A 20,065-nucleotide genomic window follows, 5' to 3' on the forward strand; every position below is an offset into this window, starting at 1 on the left:
TCGGCTAATCTAGCGGTGAGTCAAAGGTTACGCAATATGCGTTGCCTTGTGCGACTAAAGTTTCTGCAAAAATTTATCCATTTAGCCATCTATACTGTTGCAGATAAAAAATAACCATGGTATTACTAATGGCGTTCTGCAACTTCGACTTTCAAGGCAGTAAATGATTTCTTCGGTATTAGTGCGTTTCAATAGCCTCCTCCTCGTGCTCCTCTGCGCTGCGCGGGGCCGTGCTTATTGGTGAAAAACCCTTACCGATAAACCTAAAACCCCGTGCCCAAGGCCGGGGTTTTTTGTTTTTATCCCGGCAAGCAGTACGCCACGATTTGATAACATAGGATTGCGTAATGAGTGCTGATAACAAAATCTGGATCTTCGATACCACCCTGCGTGATGGCGAGCAGGCACTGCGTGCCAGTTTAAGCCAGAAGCAAAAAATCCAGCTGGCGCATGCCATTGCCCGCTTAAATGTCGATGTGATGGAAGTGGGCTTCCCGGTGTCCAGCCCCGGTGATTTTGATTCGGTACAGCGTATCGCGCGCGAAGTAAAAGGCCCGATCATTTGCGGCCTGGCGCGGGCAGTGGCAGCCGATATTGAAGCCTGTGGCGCCGCGTTAAAAGATGCGGAACGCCGTCGTATTCATACCTTTATTGCCACCTCGCCGCTGCATTTGCAGTACAAGCTGCGAAAAACCCTGGCCGAAGCCTCAGATCAGGCGGTCGCCGCCATTAAACTGGCCAGCCGCTATACCGATGATATCGAATTCTCCTGCGAAGATGCCGGCCGCACCCCGATTGATGATTTATGCTGGATTGTCGAACGGGCCATTGCTGCCGGCGCCACCACCATTAATATTCCGGATACGGTCGGCTATACCATTCCCAATGAGTTTGCCGCCATCATTCATGCGCTGCGGTCTAAGGTGCCAAATATCGATAAGGCGCGCTTAAGTGTGCATTGCCATAATGACCTGGGGCTGGCGGTGGCGAACAGTATCAGCGCCATTCAGGCCGGCGCGCGGCAAATTGAATGTACCGTCAATGGTATTGGTGAGCGGGCCGGTAACTGCTCGCTGGAAGAAGTGGCGATGATTATCAACACCCGCAAGGATATTTTAGCGCCGCTGTATACCGACATTAAAACCACCGAGATTTACCGCAGCAGCCATCTGGTCAGCCAGATCTGCAATATGCCAATCCAACCCAATAAAGCCATTGTCGGCGAAAATGCCTTTGCCCACAGCTCGGGTATTCACCAGGATGGCGTGTTAAAAGCGCAAAGCACCTATGAAATTATCTCGCCTGAACAGGTCGGCATCCGCCAGAACGAATTAAACCTGACCTCACGCTCGGGCCGTCATGTTATTCAGCACCGCTTAGCTGAGTTGGGTTACACCAAAGACGACTACGATCTGGAAGCGGTGTACAGCAGCTTTGTCGCACTGGCCGATCAGAAAGGCCGGGTGTTTGATTACGATTTAGAAGCCCTGGTGTTCTTCCAGAATTTGCAGGAGCAGGACGAGTTCTACAAGTTGGAGTTTTTAAGCTCCTCGACCCATACCGGCCATGTCGCCAGCGCCACAGTAGGCTTAAGTTGCGGCAGCAAGATCTTTACCGAAGCCGCCACCGGCAATGGCCCGGTCGAAGCCGCGTTTCAGGCGGTACAGCGCATTAGCAAATTACAGATCCGGATGGTCGATTTTAACCTGTCGGCGAAAGGCAGCGGCGAAGACGCCCTGGGTCAGGTCGATATTATTGCCGAACATGAAGGGCGACGCTTCCACGGTGCCGGTTTGGCCACCGATATCGTCCGCGCCTCAGTGCTGGCCTATGTGCATGTGCTGAATATGATCCAACGTGCCCAAACCATCGACGCCCATAAACAGGCCAAAGCGAACGAATCCCAAATTAAACAAGCAGCAGGTGAGATATGAGTAAGCATTACAAGATCGCGGTATTACCCGGCGATGGTATCGGCCCGGAGGTCATGGCCGAGGCGATTAAGGTACTGCAGGTGGTGGCTGATAAATTTCAGTTCCAATTAACGTTAACCGAAGCACTGGTTGGCGGTGCCGCGCTGGATGCCACCGGCGTACCACTGCCGCCGGAAACGCTGGCACTGTGTAAAGCCAGCGATGCCATTTTATTTGGCTCCGTCGGCGGTCCGAAGTGGACTGGCCTGGCACCGGATATGCAACCTGAGCGCGGCTCTTTGCTGCCACTGCGTAAAACCTTCGACTTATTCTGCAATATGCGTCCGGGGCAAATTTATCCGGCCTTTGCCGACTTATCGCCACTGCATCCAAGGGTCAGCAGCAAAGGCATGGATGTGCTGTGTATCCGCGAACTCACCGGCGGCATTTATTTTGGCGAAAAGGGTCGTAGCGGCGACACTGCCTTTGATACCCAGCGCTACAGCGTGGCAGAAGTGACCCGCATTGCCGAGGTAGCCTTTCAGGCGGCGCAAAAGCGCGGCAAAAAAGTCACCTCTATTGATAAAGCCAATGTGCTGCAAACCAGTATTTTATGGCGCGAAACCGTGGAACAGGTGGCCAAAAACTACCCGGATGTCACACTGGAGCATATGTATATCGACAATGCGGCGATGCAGCTGATCCGCAGCCCACAGCAGTTCGACGTGATGCTGTGCGATAACCTGTTCGGCGATATTTTATCCGATGAAATTGCCGCCATCGCTGGCTCCTTGGGCCTGTTACCATCAGCCAGTTTAAATGGCAGCGGCTTTGGTTTGTACGAGCCCGCCGGTGGCAGTGCGCCGGATATCGCCGGCCAGGGTATCGCCAACCCTATCGCGCAAATATTAAGTGCCGCCCTGATGCTGCGTTACAGCTTTGGCGAAGAAGCCGCTGCGCAGGCAATTGAGCGCGCGGTGCAGCAGTGTTTAGAGCAGCATATCGTCACCCGTGATATCGACCCGAAATCTACTTATGGCACCGCCGCCGTTGGCGCGGCCATTGTCGCCACCTTACAGCAGGAGACACACTGATGGGCCAGACCCTGTATCAGAAAATTTACCACAGCCATGTGGTTGGCAAATTAAACGCCAGCACCGACTTATTATTTGTCGACCGGCATTTAATTCATGAGGTGACGTCACCGCAGGCCTTCTCCGGCTTAAAACTGGCTGGCCGCGCGGTGCGCCGCCCGGATCTGACCTTTGCTACCATGGACCATAATGTTTCTACGCAGCGCCGCAGCCTGGATGCGGCCGGTGAAACCTCGCGCAAGCAATTAGAAGCCCTGGCCGCCAACTGTGATGAGCACCGTATTCCCCTGCTGGATCTGACCCACCCTGATCAGGGCATAGTGCACGTGATTGGCCCGGAGCAAGGCTTAACCCAGCCGGGGATGATTATTGTCTGTGGTGATTCGCATACCTCGACGCATGGTGCTTTCGGCGCTCTGGCCTTTGGTATCGGCACCTCGGAAGTTGAGCACGTGTTGGCCACCCAGACTCTGCCACAGCAGCAAGCGAAAACCCTGAAAGTGGAAATTAACGGTGAACTGCCGGCCCATGTTACGCCCAAAGATGTGATCCTGGCGGTAATTGGCAAATTAGGTACGGCTGGCGGTAATGGCTATGTCGCCGAGTTTTGCGGTAGCGCCATTCGCGGCATGAGTATGGAAGGCCGCATGACACTGTGCAATATGAGTATTGAAATGGGTGCCAAAGCCGGTTTAATTGCGCCGGATGACACTACCTTTGCCTATTTAAAAGGCAAAGCCAATGCGCCACAGGCTGAGCATTGGGACGCTGCCGTTAGCTATTGGCAGAGCCTGCATTCTGATGCCGATGCCGTATTTGATAAAACTATCAGCCTGGATGCCAGCAGCATCAGCCCGCAAATTACCTGGGGCACTAACCCCGAGCAGGTGATTGCCGTTGATGAGCCGATTCCGGCACCGGAAAGCTTTAGCGACGACACCAAGCGTCAGGCCGCCGAACGCGCCCTGCAGTATATGGGCTTAAGCGCCGGCCAGAAACTGACCGACTGTGCTGTTGATGTGGTCTTTATCGGTAGCTGCACCAATAGCCGGATTGAAGATTTACGTGCCGCCGCCAGCGTCGTGCGGGATCGCAAGGTCGCGCCCGGCGTGCGGGCCCTGGTAGTACCAGGCTCTGGCGTGGTCAAGCGGCAGGCCGAGCAGGAAGGTCTGGCCGAGATCTTTAAACAAGCGGGCTTTGAATGGCGGGAACCAGGCTGCTCAATGTGTCTGGGTATGAATGACGATCAAGTCGCCGCCGGTCAGCGCTGCGCTTCCACCAGTAACCGTAACTTTGAAGGCCGTCAGGGCCGTGGTGCCCGTACGCACTTAGTTAGCCCGGCGATGGCTGCCGCAGCCGCTATCGCCGGTAAGTTTGTTAATGTCGCCCGTTTAGAAGGAGCCGCCCAATGAGCCAGATTTTTAAACAAGGCCTGGTGTGTCCGCTGGATAAAAATAACGTTGATACCGACCAGATTATTCCCAAGCAGTTTTTAACCTCGGTGAGCCGCGATGGCTTTGCTGAAGCGCTGTTTTATGACTGGCGTTATCTGGCTGATGGCGCAGCCAACCCGGAGTTTGTGCTGAATTATCCGCAATATCAGGGCGCGTCAATTTTATTAACCCGCGCCAACTTTGGCTGTGGTTCCAGCCGCGAGCATGCGCCCTGGGCGCTGCAGCAATACGGCTTTAATGTGATTATTGCCGAAAGTTTTGCCGATATTTTCTTCAATAACAGTGTAAATAACGGCATGCTATTAATTACCTTAAGCAAAACCAATATCGAGCTGTTGTTTAACCGCTGTGCCCAGGGGCCGCAGCAGTGGCAGATCGATCTGGCAAGTCAGGAGATCCTGTTCGGCAATAATGCAGCGATGGGCTTTAATATCGACCCGGATATTAAACAGCGCTTACTCTCCGGGCTGGATTTTATCGGCTCCAGCGAGCAGTTAAATCCGCAAATCGCCGCCTTCGAGGCGCAGCGGCGTAGTAACTTACCCTGGTTGGGTTAGCGTTAGCCGTGTCGCAGCGAAGCCAGAATTAGTTGGCTTCGACCAGTAAACCGGTAAAGGCCACCCACTGTTCGGGGGTGGTCAGCTCCTCTGCCAGCTCACCGCTTTGCAGCTGCTGCCAGGTCAGCGGCCGCTGCAAATTAAAGCTCAGCTTCAGGCGCTGTGGTTCATGCAAAAACAGCAGCAGATTCTCGCGAATGCGCTCGGTCACCAACTCTGTGCTTTGCACATAGACTTCCAGTTGCGGCTTTAGCTCTGCCAGCTGCGCCGTAGCCGGCTGCGCTAACAGCACGGGCTGCAGTTGCTGCAAATAGCCGTTATTTTCCAGCGTCAGTTCACCACTGACCAATTGCAGCCCCGCCAGCGCCTGCTGCACTCTCGGCTGCTGCTTACCCTGCTGATAAGCCTGCTGCTGTTCCAGATCCATCGCCGCCAACTCACTGCCTAACTGCCATAACGCCTGTACCGCTGTCAGTTGCAGTTGCAGCTCTAACCGCATGGCATCGCCAACCCGCAGTTGCTGCTGCAAGGTCAACAGATCCTGCGTCGGTTGGTATTGATACCGGTAATCCAGCCATAGCGGCGATGCAGCCAGCAATTTTCCGACCTCCGGCGGCAGCATCTGCTGTAGCAGATTACTCAGCTGCAATTGCTGGATGCGTAATTCACCCTGCTGCGACAACTTGCCGGGTTTAAAACCGCGGATACTTAAACGGCCAATTTCAGCCACGGTACCAACACCGGCGATTTGCAGCTGTAAACCGCTTAAGCGGTAATGATCGCGCCAGTAGTTCGCGCGGATTTTGCTGTAATTTAGCTGTACTGCCGGCATCAGCCCCTGACTCGCCATCTCGGCATAGGAGCTGTTAATCAATTCAATCTGGCCGGCGATCAAACGCTCAGCTTTATAATTGCCATAGTAAAACCCCGCGGTTGCCAACAGCAGCGCGCCGAGCGAAATAATCAGTGTTTTTTTCATCAGTTCTACAACATCTTCCGCGAAATTGTGCAGACTACCATAGCCTTATCGTCGCAATAAAGTTTTGACAGTGTTATTTTAAGGTGTAGCTAAAAGCAGACTGTTACAATTAACCGAAGTTCGCCATGGAATACAGAAGATGCCGGAATATTTTTTATGGTTTGATTTACTGGGGATAGCGGTGTTTGCCATTTCCGGTACCCTGGCGGCCTGGCGTAACCATATGGATGGCTTTGGCGTGATCGTGCTGGCCAGTGTCACGGCGATTGGCGGCGGTACCCTGCGCGACCTGATCCTGGATGTACCGGTGATCTGGATGAATAATAATGCCTACTTTTATGCCATCTTTGTTGCCGCTATCAGCACTATCCTGCTGGTGCGTAACCGGCTGACCATTCCCAATAATACCCTGCAAATTGCCGACGCCTTTGGTTTGGCGTTCTTTGTCATTATGGGTACCCAGAAGGCGCTGGATCATGGTACCTCCAGCATGGTGGCCATTATGCTCGGCACCATGAGTGGCGTCTGTGGCGGCATGATCCGCGATGTGCTGTGCCGCGAAGTACCGATGGTGTTTCGCGGCGAGCTCTATGCCGTAACCTGTATTTTCGGCGGCATTATCTATACCTCGCTACTGGCACTGGCGGTACCGCAGCTGTACGCGATGCTGGCCGGTATGCTGGGCTTGTTATTGTTGCGGCTGGCGGCGATCCGCTGGCACATTACCATTCCGGTATTCGGCAAGCATCATCAGGAGCTGAACGAACCCTGAACAGAGTACTAAAATGGCGGCCGATACTTTAATCTACCGCAACAATCCGGCCGGCCCTTTTCGCTACACTTAGCCGCAGTTAATGGTTAAGGAGAGCTACTATGGCCAGCCACAATCCGCATCGTGTTTATATCAGTACCACAGCCCGTTCTAATCAGTATTTACTGGCAGAATTTAAGCCCGACGCGGCGTTCTACCAGCAGTTCAGCAGTCATGAAGCCTGCTACCAGCAGTTAGCCCAACAACTGTTTGCGCTACTGCCGCAATATGATTTGCGCAATGTGCAATTAATTGCCAATGACAAACTGCCGGTGGTCCGTTTCCATCAGGAGGCCTATACCTTACAAACTGAAAAGCAGATCCTGTTTTTCTATAACCCTAAATACCATGAAGGTCAGGGTATCTTCAGCCAACCTGATTATCAGGCACGCAAGATCCGGGTGGTATTTCTGGCCACCGGCGAAGAGCTGCGATCCCAGGCTGCGGCCTTTCACAGCAAAGTAGTACAGTGTCTGCAGGCCTGGCAGCAACAGTTACCTGGTACGCCGGCACTGAAACTGCGCGACCATCAGCAGCTGTCTTATGATCTGTTTGCAAAAACTAAAGGTCATAAAGAAAGTTATGGCTATAAACTGCGCGGCCTCTACCCACGCTACAAGGCCCGGCACTGTGCACTACCGGACGAACACAGCGAGTTGACTTACGTCACTGTTACCCTGCCCCTTACTCGGCAGCTAAAACAGCAGTGGCTTGCAGCGGGTGCAATCGACTTTAGCCCGCTGTATCAGCAGCTGCAACAACGCTTTGTCGAAGCCTGTGCCGGTAAAAAGCTGGACCGGCTGGCCATCGTTGCCAATGGTCTGACACCGGTAGTGCGCAGCAGCAAGTGGGACCAAATCGAGCAGAACCGCGAGCTGCAGAAAATTAGTTTTAACCCGGATTGTACTGAGTCCCAGCTGCTCACCTTCTGGCAGACTGATAAGCTGGTTGAGAGCGCACACTTTATTATTGTGGCCGATAAAGACGACAACACCGAGTTTGGCTATGGCCGCTTTATGAACCAGGTCGAAGACGCGCTACGCAGCTTCGCCCGGCAACTGGAGATTCCGGCAGAGCGCCAGGATCTGATTGTACGTTTTTATCAACATATCAGTTATATCCTGCCTGCGGCCTAATCCCCGGCATCGCAACGGCAGCTGGTCTGCCGTTGTTGATTATCGATAGCTTGACTTTTGGTTAATGATAACTATTATCATTTAATCGCAAGCAAGAACTATCGGAATATGCAAAACCTGTGGTCAAGCTGGTCGCGCCTGGAGTACCAGTTGTTTAAACCCTTTGATGCAAAACAACAATATGGCCGTCTGGTATCGGACTATGTTGCCTGTAGTTGCCGCCTGGCCAGTCAGCTGGCGTTCAATGCTAACCCGTTATTGCAGGAATGGTGTCTACGCCAGGGCCTGTTTAATCTGGCTCAAGCCGCAATGTGGCATAAAGGCTATCCTGCCGCACAACAACCGTGCTTGGATCAGCTGTACCTGTTATTGCTGGCGTTAAACCGGTTTTATCAGCAACAGCACGACGGCAGAAGCCGGCAACTGGCACTACAAGCCAGTTTAAACCAGATTTTTTATCAGGGGGTGTAACATGAGTTTTCGGATTGAGCATGATTCGATGGGAGAGCTGCAAGTACCTGTGCAAGCCTTGTATCAGGCACAAACTCAGCGTGCCGTACAAAACTTTCAGATTAGCCGCAAGCCAATGCCAGTGGGTTTTATCAAAGCCTTACTGCAGATTAAAAAAGCCGCAGCCCTCACCAATGCCGAACTTGGCTTACTGACCGCGCCGCAGGCCCAGGCAATCAGTCAGGCAGCAGAGCAACTACTGCACGACACCGACTTAAGTCAATTTCCGGTGCCGGTGCTACAAACCGGCTCGGGTACCAGCAGCAATATGAATGTGAATGAGGTGCTGGCGACGTTGGCCAGCCAGCTCAGCGGTGCCAAAATACACCCTAATGATCAGGTAAATCTGGGGCAAAGCAGCAACGATACGATACCAACCGCGATCCAGCTCAGCAGCTTGCTGGCGTTACAGCAGCAGTTACTACCGGCGATTCAGGGCTTGCAGCAGACGATCAGCGAAAAATCTGCCACTGTCGGCCATATTGTTAAAACCGGTCGCACCCATTTAATGGATGCGATGCCCGTGACCTTCGCGCAGGTACTGGGTGGCTGGCACAGTCAGTTGCAACATGCCACACAACAACTACAGCAGCAGATACCGCTGTTAAGCCAACTGGCGCAGGGCGGCACCGCGGTAGGAACCGGCATTAACGCCCACCCCGGGTTTGCGGCGAGGTTCGCCCAACAGCTCAGTAAGCAAACCGGTCTGAGGCTGAGCGTCAGCCCGGATTTTTTCTTTAACCTCAGCTCGCAGGACGGCGCCCTGGCGTTATCAGGTTGCCTGAAAACGCTGGCCGCCGCCTTACTAAAGATCGCTAACGACTTGCGTTGGATGAATTCCGGCCCCCTAGCGGGTTTAGCGGAAATCAGCCTGCCCGCTTTGCAGCCAGGCTCGTCAATTATGCCCGGCAAAGTGAACCCGGTTATTCCGGAAGCCGTTGCTATGGCCTGTGCTCAGGTATTTGGCTGTGATACGGCGATTAGCATCGCTGCCCAATCCGGCAATTTTGAACTTAACGTGATGTTGCCGCTGGTGGCCGATAACTTACTTCACGCCATAGCTTTACTCAGTGGCAGTTGTGACGCACTGGCTAAACAGGCCATCGCCGGCTTTACCGTCAACGAGCCACATATTGCTGCCAGTCTGGCGCAAAACCCGATCCTGGTCACAGCCCTTAACAGCCGTATTGGCTATGAACAGGCAGCGCGTATTGCCAAGCAAGCCTACCAACAACAACGCCCTATTCTGGATGTCGCCGCCGAGCAAACCGGGATCGATCGCGAGGAGTTGGCCAGCTTGTTGGATCCAGCGCATCTGGCCGCGGCTACAACTATTACCAATCAATCGCTCTGACCACAGTAGCGCTGATACTAACCATGGAACACCTATCAACTCCATATGTTCTATACATATTGGAAATATAAATTGATAACTTATTCACAATTTGATATACAAAGTCCACAGGGAGTTTTGTCTGGAATGACAGTGGAGAAAACGCAGTGATGCCTTATAACCAACTATTAATCTTATCGGATGTCAGTATCAGCTGTAATTTGGTGCTGCTAGCGAAATCGCTGGGCATACCTGTAAAGCAGTTATCAGCAACCGAATTCCAGGCGCAGCAAGATCTGCCGCAAAACACCTTGATCGGTATACAGTTAAAAAATATCAGTGTGGGTAAGAACAGCTTCAATACCTTATTACAGTCTGTTCGGAAATGCGGCTCAGTTTTTTTATTCAATGCCGAGCGTGATGTTATCAATAGCGCTCTGGCAATTAAAACCGGTATCCGGGGCGTAATTTATCGTGATGAGCAATTAGATAAAGTCTTGTCTGCTCTGAGTAATATGATGAAAGGTCAGTTGTACTATTCAAGAGCAGAGCTCTCTGCCTTTGTTGACCAAACACTTATGCCGGAGGAAAGCAGTGATGTGTTGTTCAGCTCAGAAAAATTTCTGATCCTGACCAAACAGGAAAAACGGATCACTAAACTTATTGCTGAGGGTGCCCGCAATAAGGAAATTGCCGACCAACTCAACATTAGTACTCACACGGTAAAAGCTCATGTTTCCACTATTTTGCGCAAAACCCAAGCCCGCAACAGAGTAGAATTAATTAAGATTGCCCAAGGAGAGCCAGCTGCACGCTCCCCCTCTTATATCTAGGCCTTGACTAGGCTTCTGGCCGCCAGAAGCCTTTCGCAACACCTTGCTCCACCAATTCCATCACTGCTAACTCGATTGCTTGCTTAACCGAAAACATCACCGGCTCGTTGGTTGTATAACCGGCTTCGGCTTCAACCAAACGATTGAGAGAGACAAAGCGGAATAATCCAGCTCTCAACTCTTGAGAGAACACTTTTTTAGTCGTTGATACCGAGAGTAAAACCTGGCCGGTGAACACATCAACAGCACGCAAATAAACCGTAACCTGGTCCTCGCGATAGAGTTCTGAGGCACCAATACCGAAGTATTCAGCACCGATACCACCGGTAGTTAGATTGGTTTCATAACCAATAATGCCGCCTTCAAGCAACAACCGGGCTTCTTTCATCGGTGGCAGTTCAGGAGCGCCTTTGTTTGAAGTGTAGATCCGCCTTTCTGTAAGCAGATTTTGCAATCCTTCCCGCTCTAACGGGGAAAACCAGCCACTCTCAATCAGCGTTTGGGTCAGAATAGAGGTCGCGCCCTGAGTCACAGCCGTTGAGAAACTCGACACATTAGCCTGGGGCTTATACTGTCCTGTTTGATCGCGAAACGCATAAACAGAAACCGGGATAGGATGTCGCGGCTGCTTATCTGATTTGAGGCTCAACATAGCGGCAGACGTCGGATTGATTTCAGCCGGCGTCAGATTTAAGGTGGGTTTAGGTACAAAAGCGCAACTACTCAATACGCTGAATAACAAAACAATGCTAAAACGCATACTTACCTCGGTAAAACGGGAATACGAATAATGGTGGTATCACCAGTGTTTTGATTGGTTATCGTGACCAGGACACTGCCGTCAGTATCCTGAATCACTTCGATGCGATATTCACCAGTGTCGTATACACCTTCAACCAGCTCACCATCTGCAATGCGTCTGGTCAGCGAGTTGATAATATTGCGCTCCAGAGCTTCCCGGAATTTATCGACAAACGATAATGCAGGCCTTTGTAAGGAATGCGCATTTTGACTTTGCGCCTTTTGCAGCAAAAAATTGCCATTTAGTGGATTACCACCAAAGCTGGGATTTATCGGCGTGTACACCAGTTCAGTCGCCAGCGTCTGGCTAACAGGCATTAAGGTCCCGCTGCACACTAGCAAAGTCAGAAAACATGCTTGCTTAGAAAGTCGATTCAGCACCGAACCACTCCTCTGTTTTAATTTTTACCAATTCATCCACCGCGATTAAGATCGCTTGCTCAGCCATCTGCTTGACGTCATTTTGCCGGCGACCAAAATAGTTTTGATAGATCCGTCTTTGGTCCAACTCAACCCAAAGAAAGGTTCCTGCCTGAGGATAGATTTGCTCGTACACGACGATAGTAACGCCGTCTGTAGACGGCACTTCACGCCAATAGGAAGAGAAGTAAAAGACAAAGTCTTTGCCAAAGCGGGAAATCGTTCTATCCAGCACCATGCCGCTCAACTCAATCTCTGCTTTCGCAGGCGAGAGGCAACAAATAAGGATAATAAGTGCGAAAAATCCATTTCTCATAATTAGCAGAGCGGCTTGCACCGCTCCGTTCTATACATTCAAAACATCTTATCGCACTATATTAAACATCTGATCAACAAACAACCCAAATATTTAATTTGGTGCGTTTTGGTTCACAATAGCAGTGTTGAATGAGCCAATCTGTACCACTTGCAGCACATTATCAACGCCACCCTGAGCACCCAGTACCAGGTTGTCGCTACCTTGCTGAGTAATTAACACTGTGCCGTTATCACCGGCAACCCGGAACGACGGCGCATTATCACCGCCAACCCAGTTTTGGCTGCCACGTTGCAATACATTTAATGTATTGCCATTACCTTCAAGTAACACGTCTACCAGGTTCAGATCGCCGTTACGCTGATTAACAGTAACATTGTTGTTATTGACCGATTCACCGGTGACGATAACTTCGTTGGCATTACCAGCTTGATTCACATTTAAACGGTTACGATCACCTGCCACATCAAGCAGCGCGAAGTTATCACTACCATTCTGGCTGATTCGACCATTGTTGGCATTACCAACCAGGCCGATGCCGGCATAGTTGTTATCTCCGGTTGTTTCGATAGTACCAACGTTAGCATTACCAACCAGAATCATCTCGCCATTATTGTTATTGCCGGTTTGCGAAATCATCAGATCGTGGCCTGATCCTACACTGGCAAAGAAAATGTAATTATCGTCACCGGCCTGCACGAAGTCGTAGGTATTGTTATCACCACTAATTCCGATCGGTGCTTCAATTAGGTTGTTCGCACCAACCTGATCAACAAACACCACATTATCATTGCCATTTAACGGATTAATCTGGAACTCGTTGCCAGAACCATCCTGAAAAATATTTAATTCGTTGTTGTTACCCGAGAAATTACGGGCAATAAATACGTTTTCATCACCAAATTGCTGAATGGCAATATCATTATTGTTACCCCGCAGCCCAACAATACCGCCAACGTTGGCAAAACCGTCCTGCTCAATAGCAACAGTGTTGTCATTGCCCAGGCCACCGATAACTGCCGATTCGTTGAACACACCGTCCTGCAGAGCTTCATAGCTGTTGCCGTTGCCTCTGAATTCGGCCAGAGTCCAGTTCAAACCGCCGTCCTGAACAATAGAGATCTGATTGTCATCACCCTGCACTAATGCTGTTGCTTCTTGAGCAACGCCCATCTGATTGACTTCGACCAGGTTATTGTTACCCTCAACCTCAACCAGCATTAAATGACTGGATCCATCTTGTGTTAACAGCACTGAGTTGGCGTCACCACCGCTGTAAGTGTCGATCTCATTAGCTGTGCCGCTCTGCTGAATGTCTGTCTCATTCCCACTGCCGACCTGCTGAGCGATAATAAAGTTATCTGAAGTGGCAGTGCCGGTTTGCACCAGTTGTACCAGATTCTCCTGATTACCAGTGTTCGTTTGCAATACTATTGCTGTATCGTTGGCAACTGCCTGACCTGATAAACAAGCGGCGACAGATAAAGCTAGTAGTGTTTTACGTGACGTGAACTTAAACATTGGTTCTTCCTTTCTCGATTTAATTAGTATTGGACGATAGATATTTCAATGCCGTTGCCAATCTGGGTCAGGTCGAAACTTTGCCCTCCCCGTTGCTCCAGCGAAATAGCGTTAGCATTTCCCAGCTGTGCGAGATTGGCCTGATTACCAAATCCTACTTGCCGGACACTTGCCTGATTCCCCACCCCGACTTGTTGTAATGCAATCTCATTCAACATGCCGATTTGTTGTAACTCAGCAACATTAGCTAGACCGCTTTGCGTGACATCAACGCTGTTTGCTGTGCCGCGCTGTAAAATGACCAGAGCATTACTGTTACCATGCCGGTCCAACAACTGTGCCAGCGAGATAGAGGCGTCGTTTGCACTAACCTCAGCGACGCCCGCTAAGAGAGCCGATACCAGTAGCAGCCCTTGCCAGCACCTTGTAATTACAAACTGCATGCCCTCCCCCTTTTTTACTATTGGTTAACCAAGACTAATGCAGTGACGCAAACAGACAATCGGAAGAACGGCCTAATTAACGGAAATTTTCCTTAACACGAAAAATAATATTAACATTAAAAAACAATGACTTATATCATTTCATTAGCATGGACACCTGCCTCAGAGCTAGCTCTTCCGGCCTATAAATTGCGCATCCTCTCCCGCGCAGAAGCTTTTGTGATATTTATCCTTTGTGCAATCTGTTAGCACCATTCACAAACTTATAAAATAAAACAGGTACGTTTATGATAAAAAAATCTCTCATTGCCCTGGCTGTGGGTACTGCGCTAATCAGCGGTAGCGCCTTCGCCAAAGAGCAGGCTCCAGCCGCAGATGACTCAATACTGGTAATGTTCAAGCCAGGTGTTAATAAACAACAACGGGAAACACTGATCCGCAGAACAGGCGCCAGCCTGCGTCAATTAGATGCTCAAGGTCGTGATCTGGCATTTCAACACGTTGCGGATGGCCGGATCGTAAAAGTTCGGGTTCCGAAAGGCGTGAATAAAGACTTCGTTATGAAGCAACTGGCCCGAAATCCTGCTGTTGAGGTCGCAGAACCAAACTACCTGGTCCAGAGTACCCGTGCAGCTGTTACCCCGCCAAACGACCCACGCTTTGGTGATTTATGGGGTTTACATAATACGGGACAAGCCGGTGGCCGTGCCGGTGCAGATATTAAAGCTCTGGATGCCTGGCAAACGACGACAGGCGACCATAGTGTCATTATCGGGGTAATCGACTCTGGTATGGACTACAACCATCCGGATCTTATCGCTAACCGCTGGGTCAACCCAGGCAATCTGCCAGGCCATCCATATGGTTATTCATCATTAAATCCAAATCGTGATCCAATGGATACCGACTCTCACGGTACTCATGTCGCCGGAACTATCGGTGCTGCAGGTGACAATGGTATTGGCGTTGTTGGTGTAAACTGGAATGTCACATTACTGCCATGTTCATTCCTTGGACCTCAGGGCGGCTCAACCGCTGGTGCCATTGAATGTATCGACTACTACACTAACCTTAAGCTAAACCATGGTGTAGATATTAAAGCGACCAATAACTCCTGGGGTGGTGGTGGTTTCTCTGAAACATTGCGCGCCGCCATTCAGTCAGGTGGCGATGCAGGTATTCTGTTTATCGCCGCGGCAGGTAATGCCGGTCGTGATGCTGATGTTAACCCCATGTACCCTGCCGCATACGACCTGGATGTTATCGTATCAGTTGCCTCAACTGATCGTAACGACAACCTGTCAGTCTTTACCAGTGGCGCATCAAACTATGGTTTAACCAGTGTAGACTTAGGTGCGCCGGGTTCAGCAATCTTGTCGACCATTCCGAATAACGGCTATGCGGCATACTCAGGTACTTCCATGGCATCGCCGCACGTCGCCGGTGCTGCAGCCCTGCTGTGGTCAGTCAACCCGGATATTACACCGTTAGAAATGAAAGCCATTCTGATGGAGACGGGTGACAGCCTGCCAGCTCTTGAGGGTAAGACCGTCTCTGGTAAACGTTTAAACTTAGCCAGAGCGCTTGAGGAAGCGGATCCGGCTCCGGGCTTCCGCCTGGCACTTACGCCACGTAACCAGAATATTGTCGCTGGCGACACTGCGACCTTTACGCTGGATATCAACAGCGTAGCCGACTGGATGCAAGTCGTTAACCTGTCGCTGGACGCATCTCCTGCTCTGTCAGGCGCGACGCTGTCTGCAAACAGTGCTATGCCTGGTGATGTAGTAGTGCTCACAGTTAATACCGACACCGCCACGGCCTGGGGTGATTATAATCTGGCGATCACCGCAACAGACTCATCTGGCGAACTGCAGCGTACTGTTAATGCCAGCTTAAATATTACGCCGGCATTCTTACAGGATTACAGCTATATCAACGATACACCTGTTGCTATTCCTGATAATAATGCGGCAGGTATTACCAGCGTTATTTCAGTACCGGATGACGGCACCATTTTCAGTGCATCTGTGGACCTGAATATTACCCACACCTGGCGTGGTGATCTGCTTGTTCGCTTAACCTCACCAACGGGCACCCAGCATGTTCTGCATAACCGCACCGGGGGCAGCGCACGGGATCTGATCGGTAACTATCCAATCAGCAGCTTTAACGGCGAACAGATGAGTGGCGATTGGGTGCTTTTCGTATCGGATAATGCAAGTCTGGATACCGGTACTCTGAACAGCTGGCGTCTGAATCTGTCGGCATTAAACGATGGCCCGGTAGATCCGATTGCACCGGTAGCTGCGTTTAGCTACAGCATCTCCGGTTTAACTGCCAGCTTTACTGACTTATCAACAGATGAAGATAGCAGTATCGTAGCCTGGGATTGGAGTTTTGGTGATGGCGCAACCTCATCACAGCAAAACCCAAGCCATACCTTCGCTGCGGCTGGTGACTACACTGTATCGCTGACCGTAACAGATGATACCGGTTTAACCAGTACCAGTTCACAACAGGTTTCTGTTGCTGACATCAACTTTAACCTGAGTTTGCTGCGTGCTACCCGCGCCAGAACAGGCTCAACTATTGTTGATTTACGGATGAACGATATTGGTGCGGCTGTAGATGTGTATCGCGATGGTACGCTAATCGACACAGTGGAAGGTGATCGTTACCGCGACCGCTTTACCTCAACGGCGCCAACCAGTACCTATAAACTGTGTTTAGCTGGTACTCAGGTATGTTCAGGCGAATTAGTCGTTAACTTCTAATTTTGCAACACCCTAAATCCCCGCATCTGCGGGGATTTTTTTATGCTGATTAATTAGATGGTTGAATCATTGGCCAATATAGAGACACAGAGCAAATCACTAACCAGTTTCATTTCTGTTGCAAATAATAAACAACAATCCTATTGTATCCAACTGAAATAAAGAAACTAATTTGTTTCATATTACAGCCAGACAAGGAAACACAATGAAAGGATTTTTACTCAGTCTCGTACTTTATATTCCAACTTTAACGTTCGCGCAGGACACATTCAATCTGGACTTTTCAGACATCGATAATCAGCAACCTAAAGGCTGGTATATCGAAGGCAGTGAACCCGGGATGCTAAGTACAGAGCATCCGACTAACAACGGACAAAGTTTGCGTTTAAGCCGGAACGCTGATACCGGCGGTGACTCTGCTTTTGCGATACAAATGCCCCCTTTTCAGCATCAGGGCAAGGAACTAACGCTAACTGGCTGGATTAAAACCCGGGATGTTACAGGTGACGGGGCAAGTCTCTGGCTTGCTATCAATGCGGGCTCATCCGAGCTTGCACATGACAATATGAAAGATAGGCAGATCAGTGGCAGCCAGGATTGGCAGCAGGTTCAGGTCAGCGTTCAGCTCACCGACACAGTGGATTCCTATACATTCGGGGTGGTGTTAGCGGGTACTGGCGAAGCATTCTTCGCAGATCTCAGCATTAAACTTGATGGCGTCCCTATAACAGAGGTGCCTAAAGTCAGCTTTGCCGCTGCTGCCGCCCACCCATTTGAACAAGACTCCGGTATCAGAATTACTGAACTTAACGCCACACAGCAACAAAACTTATTGCTACTGGGCAAAGTCTGGGGCTTTATCAAATATTATCACCCGGCTTCAGCTCGTGGCGAAATCAGCATGGACGCCGAGCTGTTCCGGCTTTTACCCGCCATCCTTAACGCCGATAACACCAAACGCGACCAATTGTTGGCGAACTGGATCAACGCTCTGGGGGAGTTGCCCCCTTGTCAGCGCTGTAAGAGCACTGCTGAGGCAGCACTGGTGCTACCAGACCAATTCTGGCACAGTTGGGGGCTGTCTGCTGAGCTATCACAATTACTTGCCAGAGTTTTTAACAGTGAACTGCCATCACGCCACTACTGGGTAAGACCAGAACCCAATGTTGGCAACCCGTTTTTTAATGAAAAATCTTACACTAACGTAAAACACGAAGACTCTGGGTTTCGCTTACTGGCACTGTTCCGGCTCTGGAATATCATCCAGTATTATTCACCTTACCGTGACCTGGTCGAGCAACCCTGGGAACAGGTGCTGGAACATGGTATCGCTGCCGTCATTAACGCCAAATCAAAGCTTGAGTACCAATTGGCACTGGCTGCTGTGATCTATGCAATCAATGATACTCACAGCCAATTCAGCGCAACAGATAATCAGATCCAGAAAAGCTATGTTGGCGAAAAAATGCCACCACTCGAAGTCCGTTTTGTTGAAAATCAGGCTGTGGTGTTTCAGGTTTATCAGGAAAACTTACCGATCCAGGTAGGCGATGTCATCACCCACATTAACGATCAGACCATCAGCGACCGTCTGGCATATTTAAAACCCGTAGCAGCCGCCTCTAATGAACCCACCCGCTTACGGCAGTTTGCCGAGATATTATTAGCGACCAACAGTAACCAAACTAAAATTCAGTTACAACGGGACGCAGCATCGCTGGAGGTGCAATTAGACACCATCAAAATAAAGGATCTAAAACGCCAGTATTATTATCAGCTACACGGGGATACAGCCTATCATCACATTACACCTGATATTGGTTACATCAGGCTAGATAAAATTGCCGGGGTAAATATCGACAATATGATGCAACAACTGGCCGATACCAGGGGCCTGGTACTCGATATTCGCAATTATCCGGGCGATTTTGTTGTGTTCAGCCTTGGACAACATTTGTATCCGGAAGCCCATGAGTTTGTCCGTTTTAGTGCCATGGCGGTTGAACACCCGGGTAAGTTCGTCTGGACACCGGCACTGAGTATCGGTAGCAGCAACCCGAATCACTATAAGGGTAAGATCGCCATCTTGATCAACGAACAAACGCAAAGTATGGCGGAATATACCACTATGGCATTTCGCGGTGCGCCTAAAGCGAAAGTGTTTGGTAGCACCACAGCCGGTGCGGATGGCAACCTCTCGTATATCGTCTTGCCTGGTGGCTATTGGACTGGGTTATCCGGTATCGGGGTGTTTTATCCGGATAAGACACCGACACAGCGGGTTGGCATAGTGCCCGATGTTGTCGTTACCCCAACGGTAGCAGGTATCAAAGCCGGGCGTGATGAAGTCTTGGAACAGGCGCTACAGTATCTGCAAGCCGATTAATCCACTAACACGCTTTAACATAACCGGCAGCCTGACTGCCGGTTTTTTTCGGCCTATAATAGCGACCTGGTTTCAGATAACACAGGCCAGCGATGAGCCATTACAGTATTCTGGCTGCCGCCGTTGAACACAGGCTGCTGGAGAAAAACAGCGAGTTTATTACCTTCTTGCAACCGGTAAGCGATCGTGAACAAGCGCTGCACTGGCTGCAGCACTACCGCGAGCACTATAAAGACGCGGCCCATGTCTGTTGGGCCTACATTATTGGCAATACCCGCCAGCCACAGACTCAGGCCTTTAGTGATGATGGCGAACCCAGTGGTACAGCGGGTAAACCGATGCTGCATGTGCTAACCGAGCGCGAACTGGGAAATTGTCTGGCGGTGGTGGTACGCTATTTTGGTGGTATTAAGCTCGGCGCCGGCGGCCTGGTCCGCGCTTATTCCGCAGCAGTATCGCAGGCAGCACAACAAGCCAGCCTGCAAACTGTCAGCCCAAAAGCCCGGCTACAACTGCAGCTTGATTTCGCGCTGGAAGCGCGGGTGCGGCAGCTAATGGCACAGTATCAGGCGGAACTACTGACAGCAGATTATCAACAACAAGTTATGCTGCAAGTGCAGCTCCCGCTGGAACAGCATGACGCACTGTGCCTGCAACTGCAAAATATCAGTGCCGGTGCCATAGTGGTAAAAGAATTGGCCGACTAGCAATTCCTGTCATTCCATGGATAATAACCGCCAAAATCAGAAGATAGCGGCGCTGCGATTCTGCGCCGCCGATA

The 20,065-nt window shown here is 50.6% G+C and carries 18 protein-coding genes; 12 read left to right on the forward strand and 6 right to left on the reverse strand.

The window, feature by feature from the left end:
* The first annotated feature begins 347 nt into the window (after nt 1-347).
* Genes leuA through leuD form a run of 4 tightly spaced genes read left to right on the forward strand, consistent with a single transcriptional unit; the run spans nt 348 to nt 5,018 of the window.
* Nucleotides 348-1,934 carry a 2-isopropylmalate synthase gene (gene leuA, locus H1D31_RS15375; protein WP_261259702.1) on the forward strand — a complete coding sequence of 529 codons (1,587 nt, stop codon included), beginning with the start codon at nt 348-350 and terminating at the stop codon, nt 1,932-1,934.
* Nucleotides 1,931-3,007 carry a 3-isopropylmalate dehydrogenase gene (gene leuB / locus H1D31_RS15380; RefSeq protein ID WP_261259703.1) on the forward strand — a complete coding sequence of 359 codons (1,077 nt, stop codon included), beginning with the start codon at nt 1,931-1,933 and terminating at the stop codon, nt 3,005-3,007. Before leuA ends, leuB begins: the two co-directional genes overlap by 4 nt.
* The gene (gene leuC / locus H1D31_RS15385) at nt 3,007-4,419 is read left to right on the forward strand and encodes a 3-isopropylmalate dehydratase large subunit (RefSeq protein WP_261259705.1); all 1,413 of its coding nucleotides are present in this window, start codon (nt 3,007-3,009) and stop codon (nt 4,417-4,419) included. The genes leuB and leuC overlap by 1 nt, the downstream gene beginning before the upstream one ends.
* On the forward strand, nt 4,416-5,018 hold the full coding sequence (gene leuD, locus H1D31_RS15390) for a 3-isopropylmalate dehydratase small subunit (RefSeq protein WP_008950354.1): 603 nt from the start codon (nt 4,416-4,418) through the stop codon (nt 5,016-5,018). The genes leuC and leuD overlap by 4 nt, the downstream gene beginning before the upstream one ends.
* Before the next feature lie 28 nt (nt 5,019-5,046).
* On the opposite strand, the gene H1D31_RS15395 is transcribed toward leuD, so the two are convergent.
* A complete protein-coding gene (locus tag H1D31_RS15395) occupies nt 5,047-5,997 on the reverse strand; it encodes a hypothetical protein (protein ID WP_261259706.1) in 951 nt (316 codons plus the stop codon).
* Between the two features lie 139 nt (nt 5,998-6,136).
* Between H1D31_RS15395 and H1D31_RS15400 the strand changes: the two genes are divergently transcribed.
* From H1D31_RS15400 to H1D31_RS15420, 5 genes are all read left to right on the forward strand, one after another.
* Nucleotides 6,137-6,769: a trimeric intracellular cation channel family protein gene (locus tag H1D31_RS15400; RefSeq protein ID WP_261259707.1), complete on the forward strand. Its 633-nt coding sequence runs from the start codon at nt 6,137-6,139 to the stop codon at nt 6,767-6,769.
* A 101-nt stretch (nt 6,770-6,870) separates the two neighbouring features.
* Nucleotides 6,871-7,944, forward strand: coding sequence for a DUF3083 family protein (locus H1D31_RS15405; RefSeq protein ID WP_261259708.1), 1,074 nt, complete (start codon nt 6,871-6,873; stop codon nt 7,942-7,944).
* Between the two features lie 108 nt (nt 7,945-8,052).
* Nucleotides 8,053-8,415 carry a hypothetical protein gene (locus H1D31_RS15410; RefSeq protein WP_261259709.1) on the forward strand — a complete coding sequence of 121 codons (363 nt, stop codon included), beginning with the start codon at nt 8,053-8,055 and terminating at the stop codon, nt 8,413-8,415.
* 1 nt (nt 8,416) lies between these two features.
* A complete protein-coding gene (locus H1D31_RS15415; RefSeq protein WP_261259710.1) occupies nt 8,417-9,808 on the forward strand; it encodes a class II fumarate hydratase in 1,392 nt (463 codons plus the stop codon).
* A 149-nt stretch (nt 9,809-9,957) separates the two neighbouring features.
* Nucleotides 9,958-10,620 (forward strand): response regulator transcription factor, encoded by a 663-nt coding sequence (locus H1D31_RS15420; protein ID WP_008606566.1) that lies wholly within the window; start codon nt 9,958-9,960, stop codon nt 10,618-10,620.
* Nucleotides 10,621-10,627: 7 nt separating this feature from the next.
* Here H1D31_RS15420 and H1D31_RS15425 read toward each other — a convergent pair whose 3' ends face one another.
* The 5 genes from H1D31_RS15425 to H1D31_RS15445 all read right to left on the reverse strand — a co-directional run bounded on the left by H1D31_RS15425 (nt 10,628) and on the right by H1D31_RS15445 (nt 14,121).
* Entirely contained in the window at nt 10,628-11,380 is a 753-nt protein-coding gene (locus tag H1D31_RS15425) for a CsgG/HfaB family protein (RefSeq protein ID WP_261259711.1), read from the reverse strand.
* Nucleotides 11,381-11,382: 2 nt separating this feature from the next.
* On the reverse strand, nt 11,383-11,769 hold the full coding sequence (locus H1D31_RS15430; protein WP_409976793.1) for a curli assembly protein CsgF: 387 nt from the start codon (nt 11,767-11,769) through the stop codon (nt 11,383-11,385).
* Between the two features lie 13 nt (nt 11,770-11,782).
* Nucleotides 11,783-12,178 carry a curli production assembly/transport protein CsgE gene (locus tag H1D31_RS15435; RefSeq protein ID WP_238534530.1) on the reverse strand — a complete coding sequence of 132 codons (396 nt, stop codon included), beginning with the start codon at nt 12,176-12,178 and terminating at the stop codon, nt 11,783-11,785.
* Nucleotides 12,179-12,250: 72 nt separating this feature from the next.
* Nucleotides 12,251-13,678 carry a hypothetical protein gene (locus H1D31_RS15440; RefSeq protein ID WP_261259713.1) on the reverse strand — a complete coding sequence of 476 codons (1,428 nt, stop codon included), beginning with the start codon at nt 13,676-13,678 and terminating at the stop codon, nt 12,251-12,253.
* Nucleotides 13,679-13,701: 23 nt separating this feature from the next.
* Nucleotides 13,702-14,121: a hypothetical protein gene (locus H1D31_RS15445; RefSeq protein WP_261259714.1), complete on the reverse strand. Its 420-nt coding sequence runs from the start codon at nt 14,119-14,121 to the stop codon at nt 13,702-13,704.
* Nucleotides 14,122-14,408: 287 nt separating this feature from the next.
* On the opposite strand from H1D31_RS15445, the gene H1D31_RS17340 reads away from it, so the two are divergent.
* The 3 genes from H1D31_RS17340 to H1D31_RS15465 all read left to right on the forward strand — a co-directional run bounded on the left by H1D31_RS17340 (nt 14,409) and on the right by H1D31_RS15465 (nt 19,991).
* Nucleotides 14,409-16,898 (forward strand): S8 family serine peptidase, encoded by a 2,490-nt coding sequence (locus H1D31_RS17340; RefSeq protein WP_314733004.1) that lies wholly within the window; start codon nt 14,409-14,411, stop codon nt 16,896-16,898.
* 205 nt (nt 16,899-17,103) lie between these two features.
* On the forward strand, nt 17,104-19,284 hold the full coding sequence (locus H1D31_RS15460) for a S41 family peptidase (RefSeq protein ID WP_261259715.1): 2,181 nt from the start codon (nt 17,104-17,106) through the stop codon (nt 19,282-19,284).
* A gap of 92 nt (nt 19,285-19,376) precedes the next feature.
* Nucleotides 19,377-19,991, forward strand: coding sequence for a YigZ family protein (locus H1D31_RS15465; protein ID WP_261259716.1), 615 nt, complete (start codon nt 19,377-19,379; stop codon nt 19,989-19,991).
* Nucleotides 19,992-20,065: the final 74 nt, after the last annotated feature.

This window comes from Alishewanella sp. BS5-314 (assembly GCF_025377695.1).
Lineage (GTDB): Bacteria > Pseudomonadota > Gammaproteobacteria > Enterobacterales > Alteromonadaceae > Alishewanella > Alishewanella aestuarii.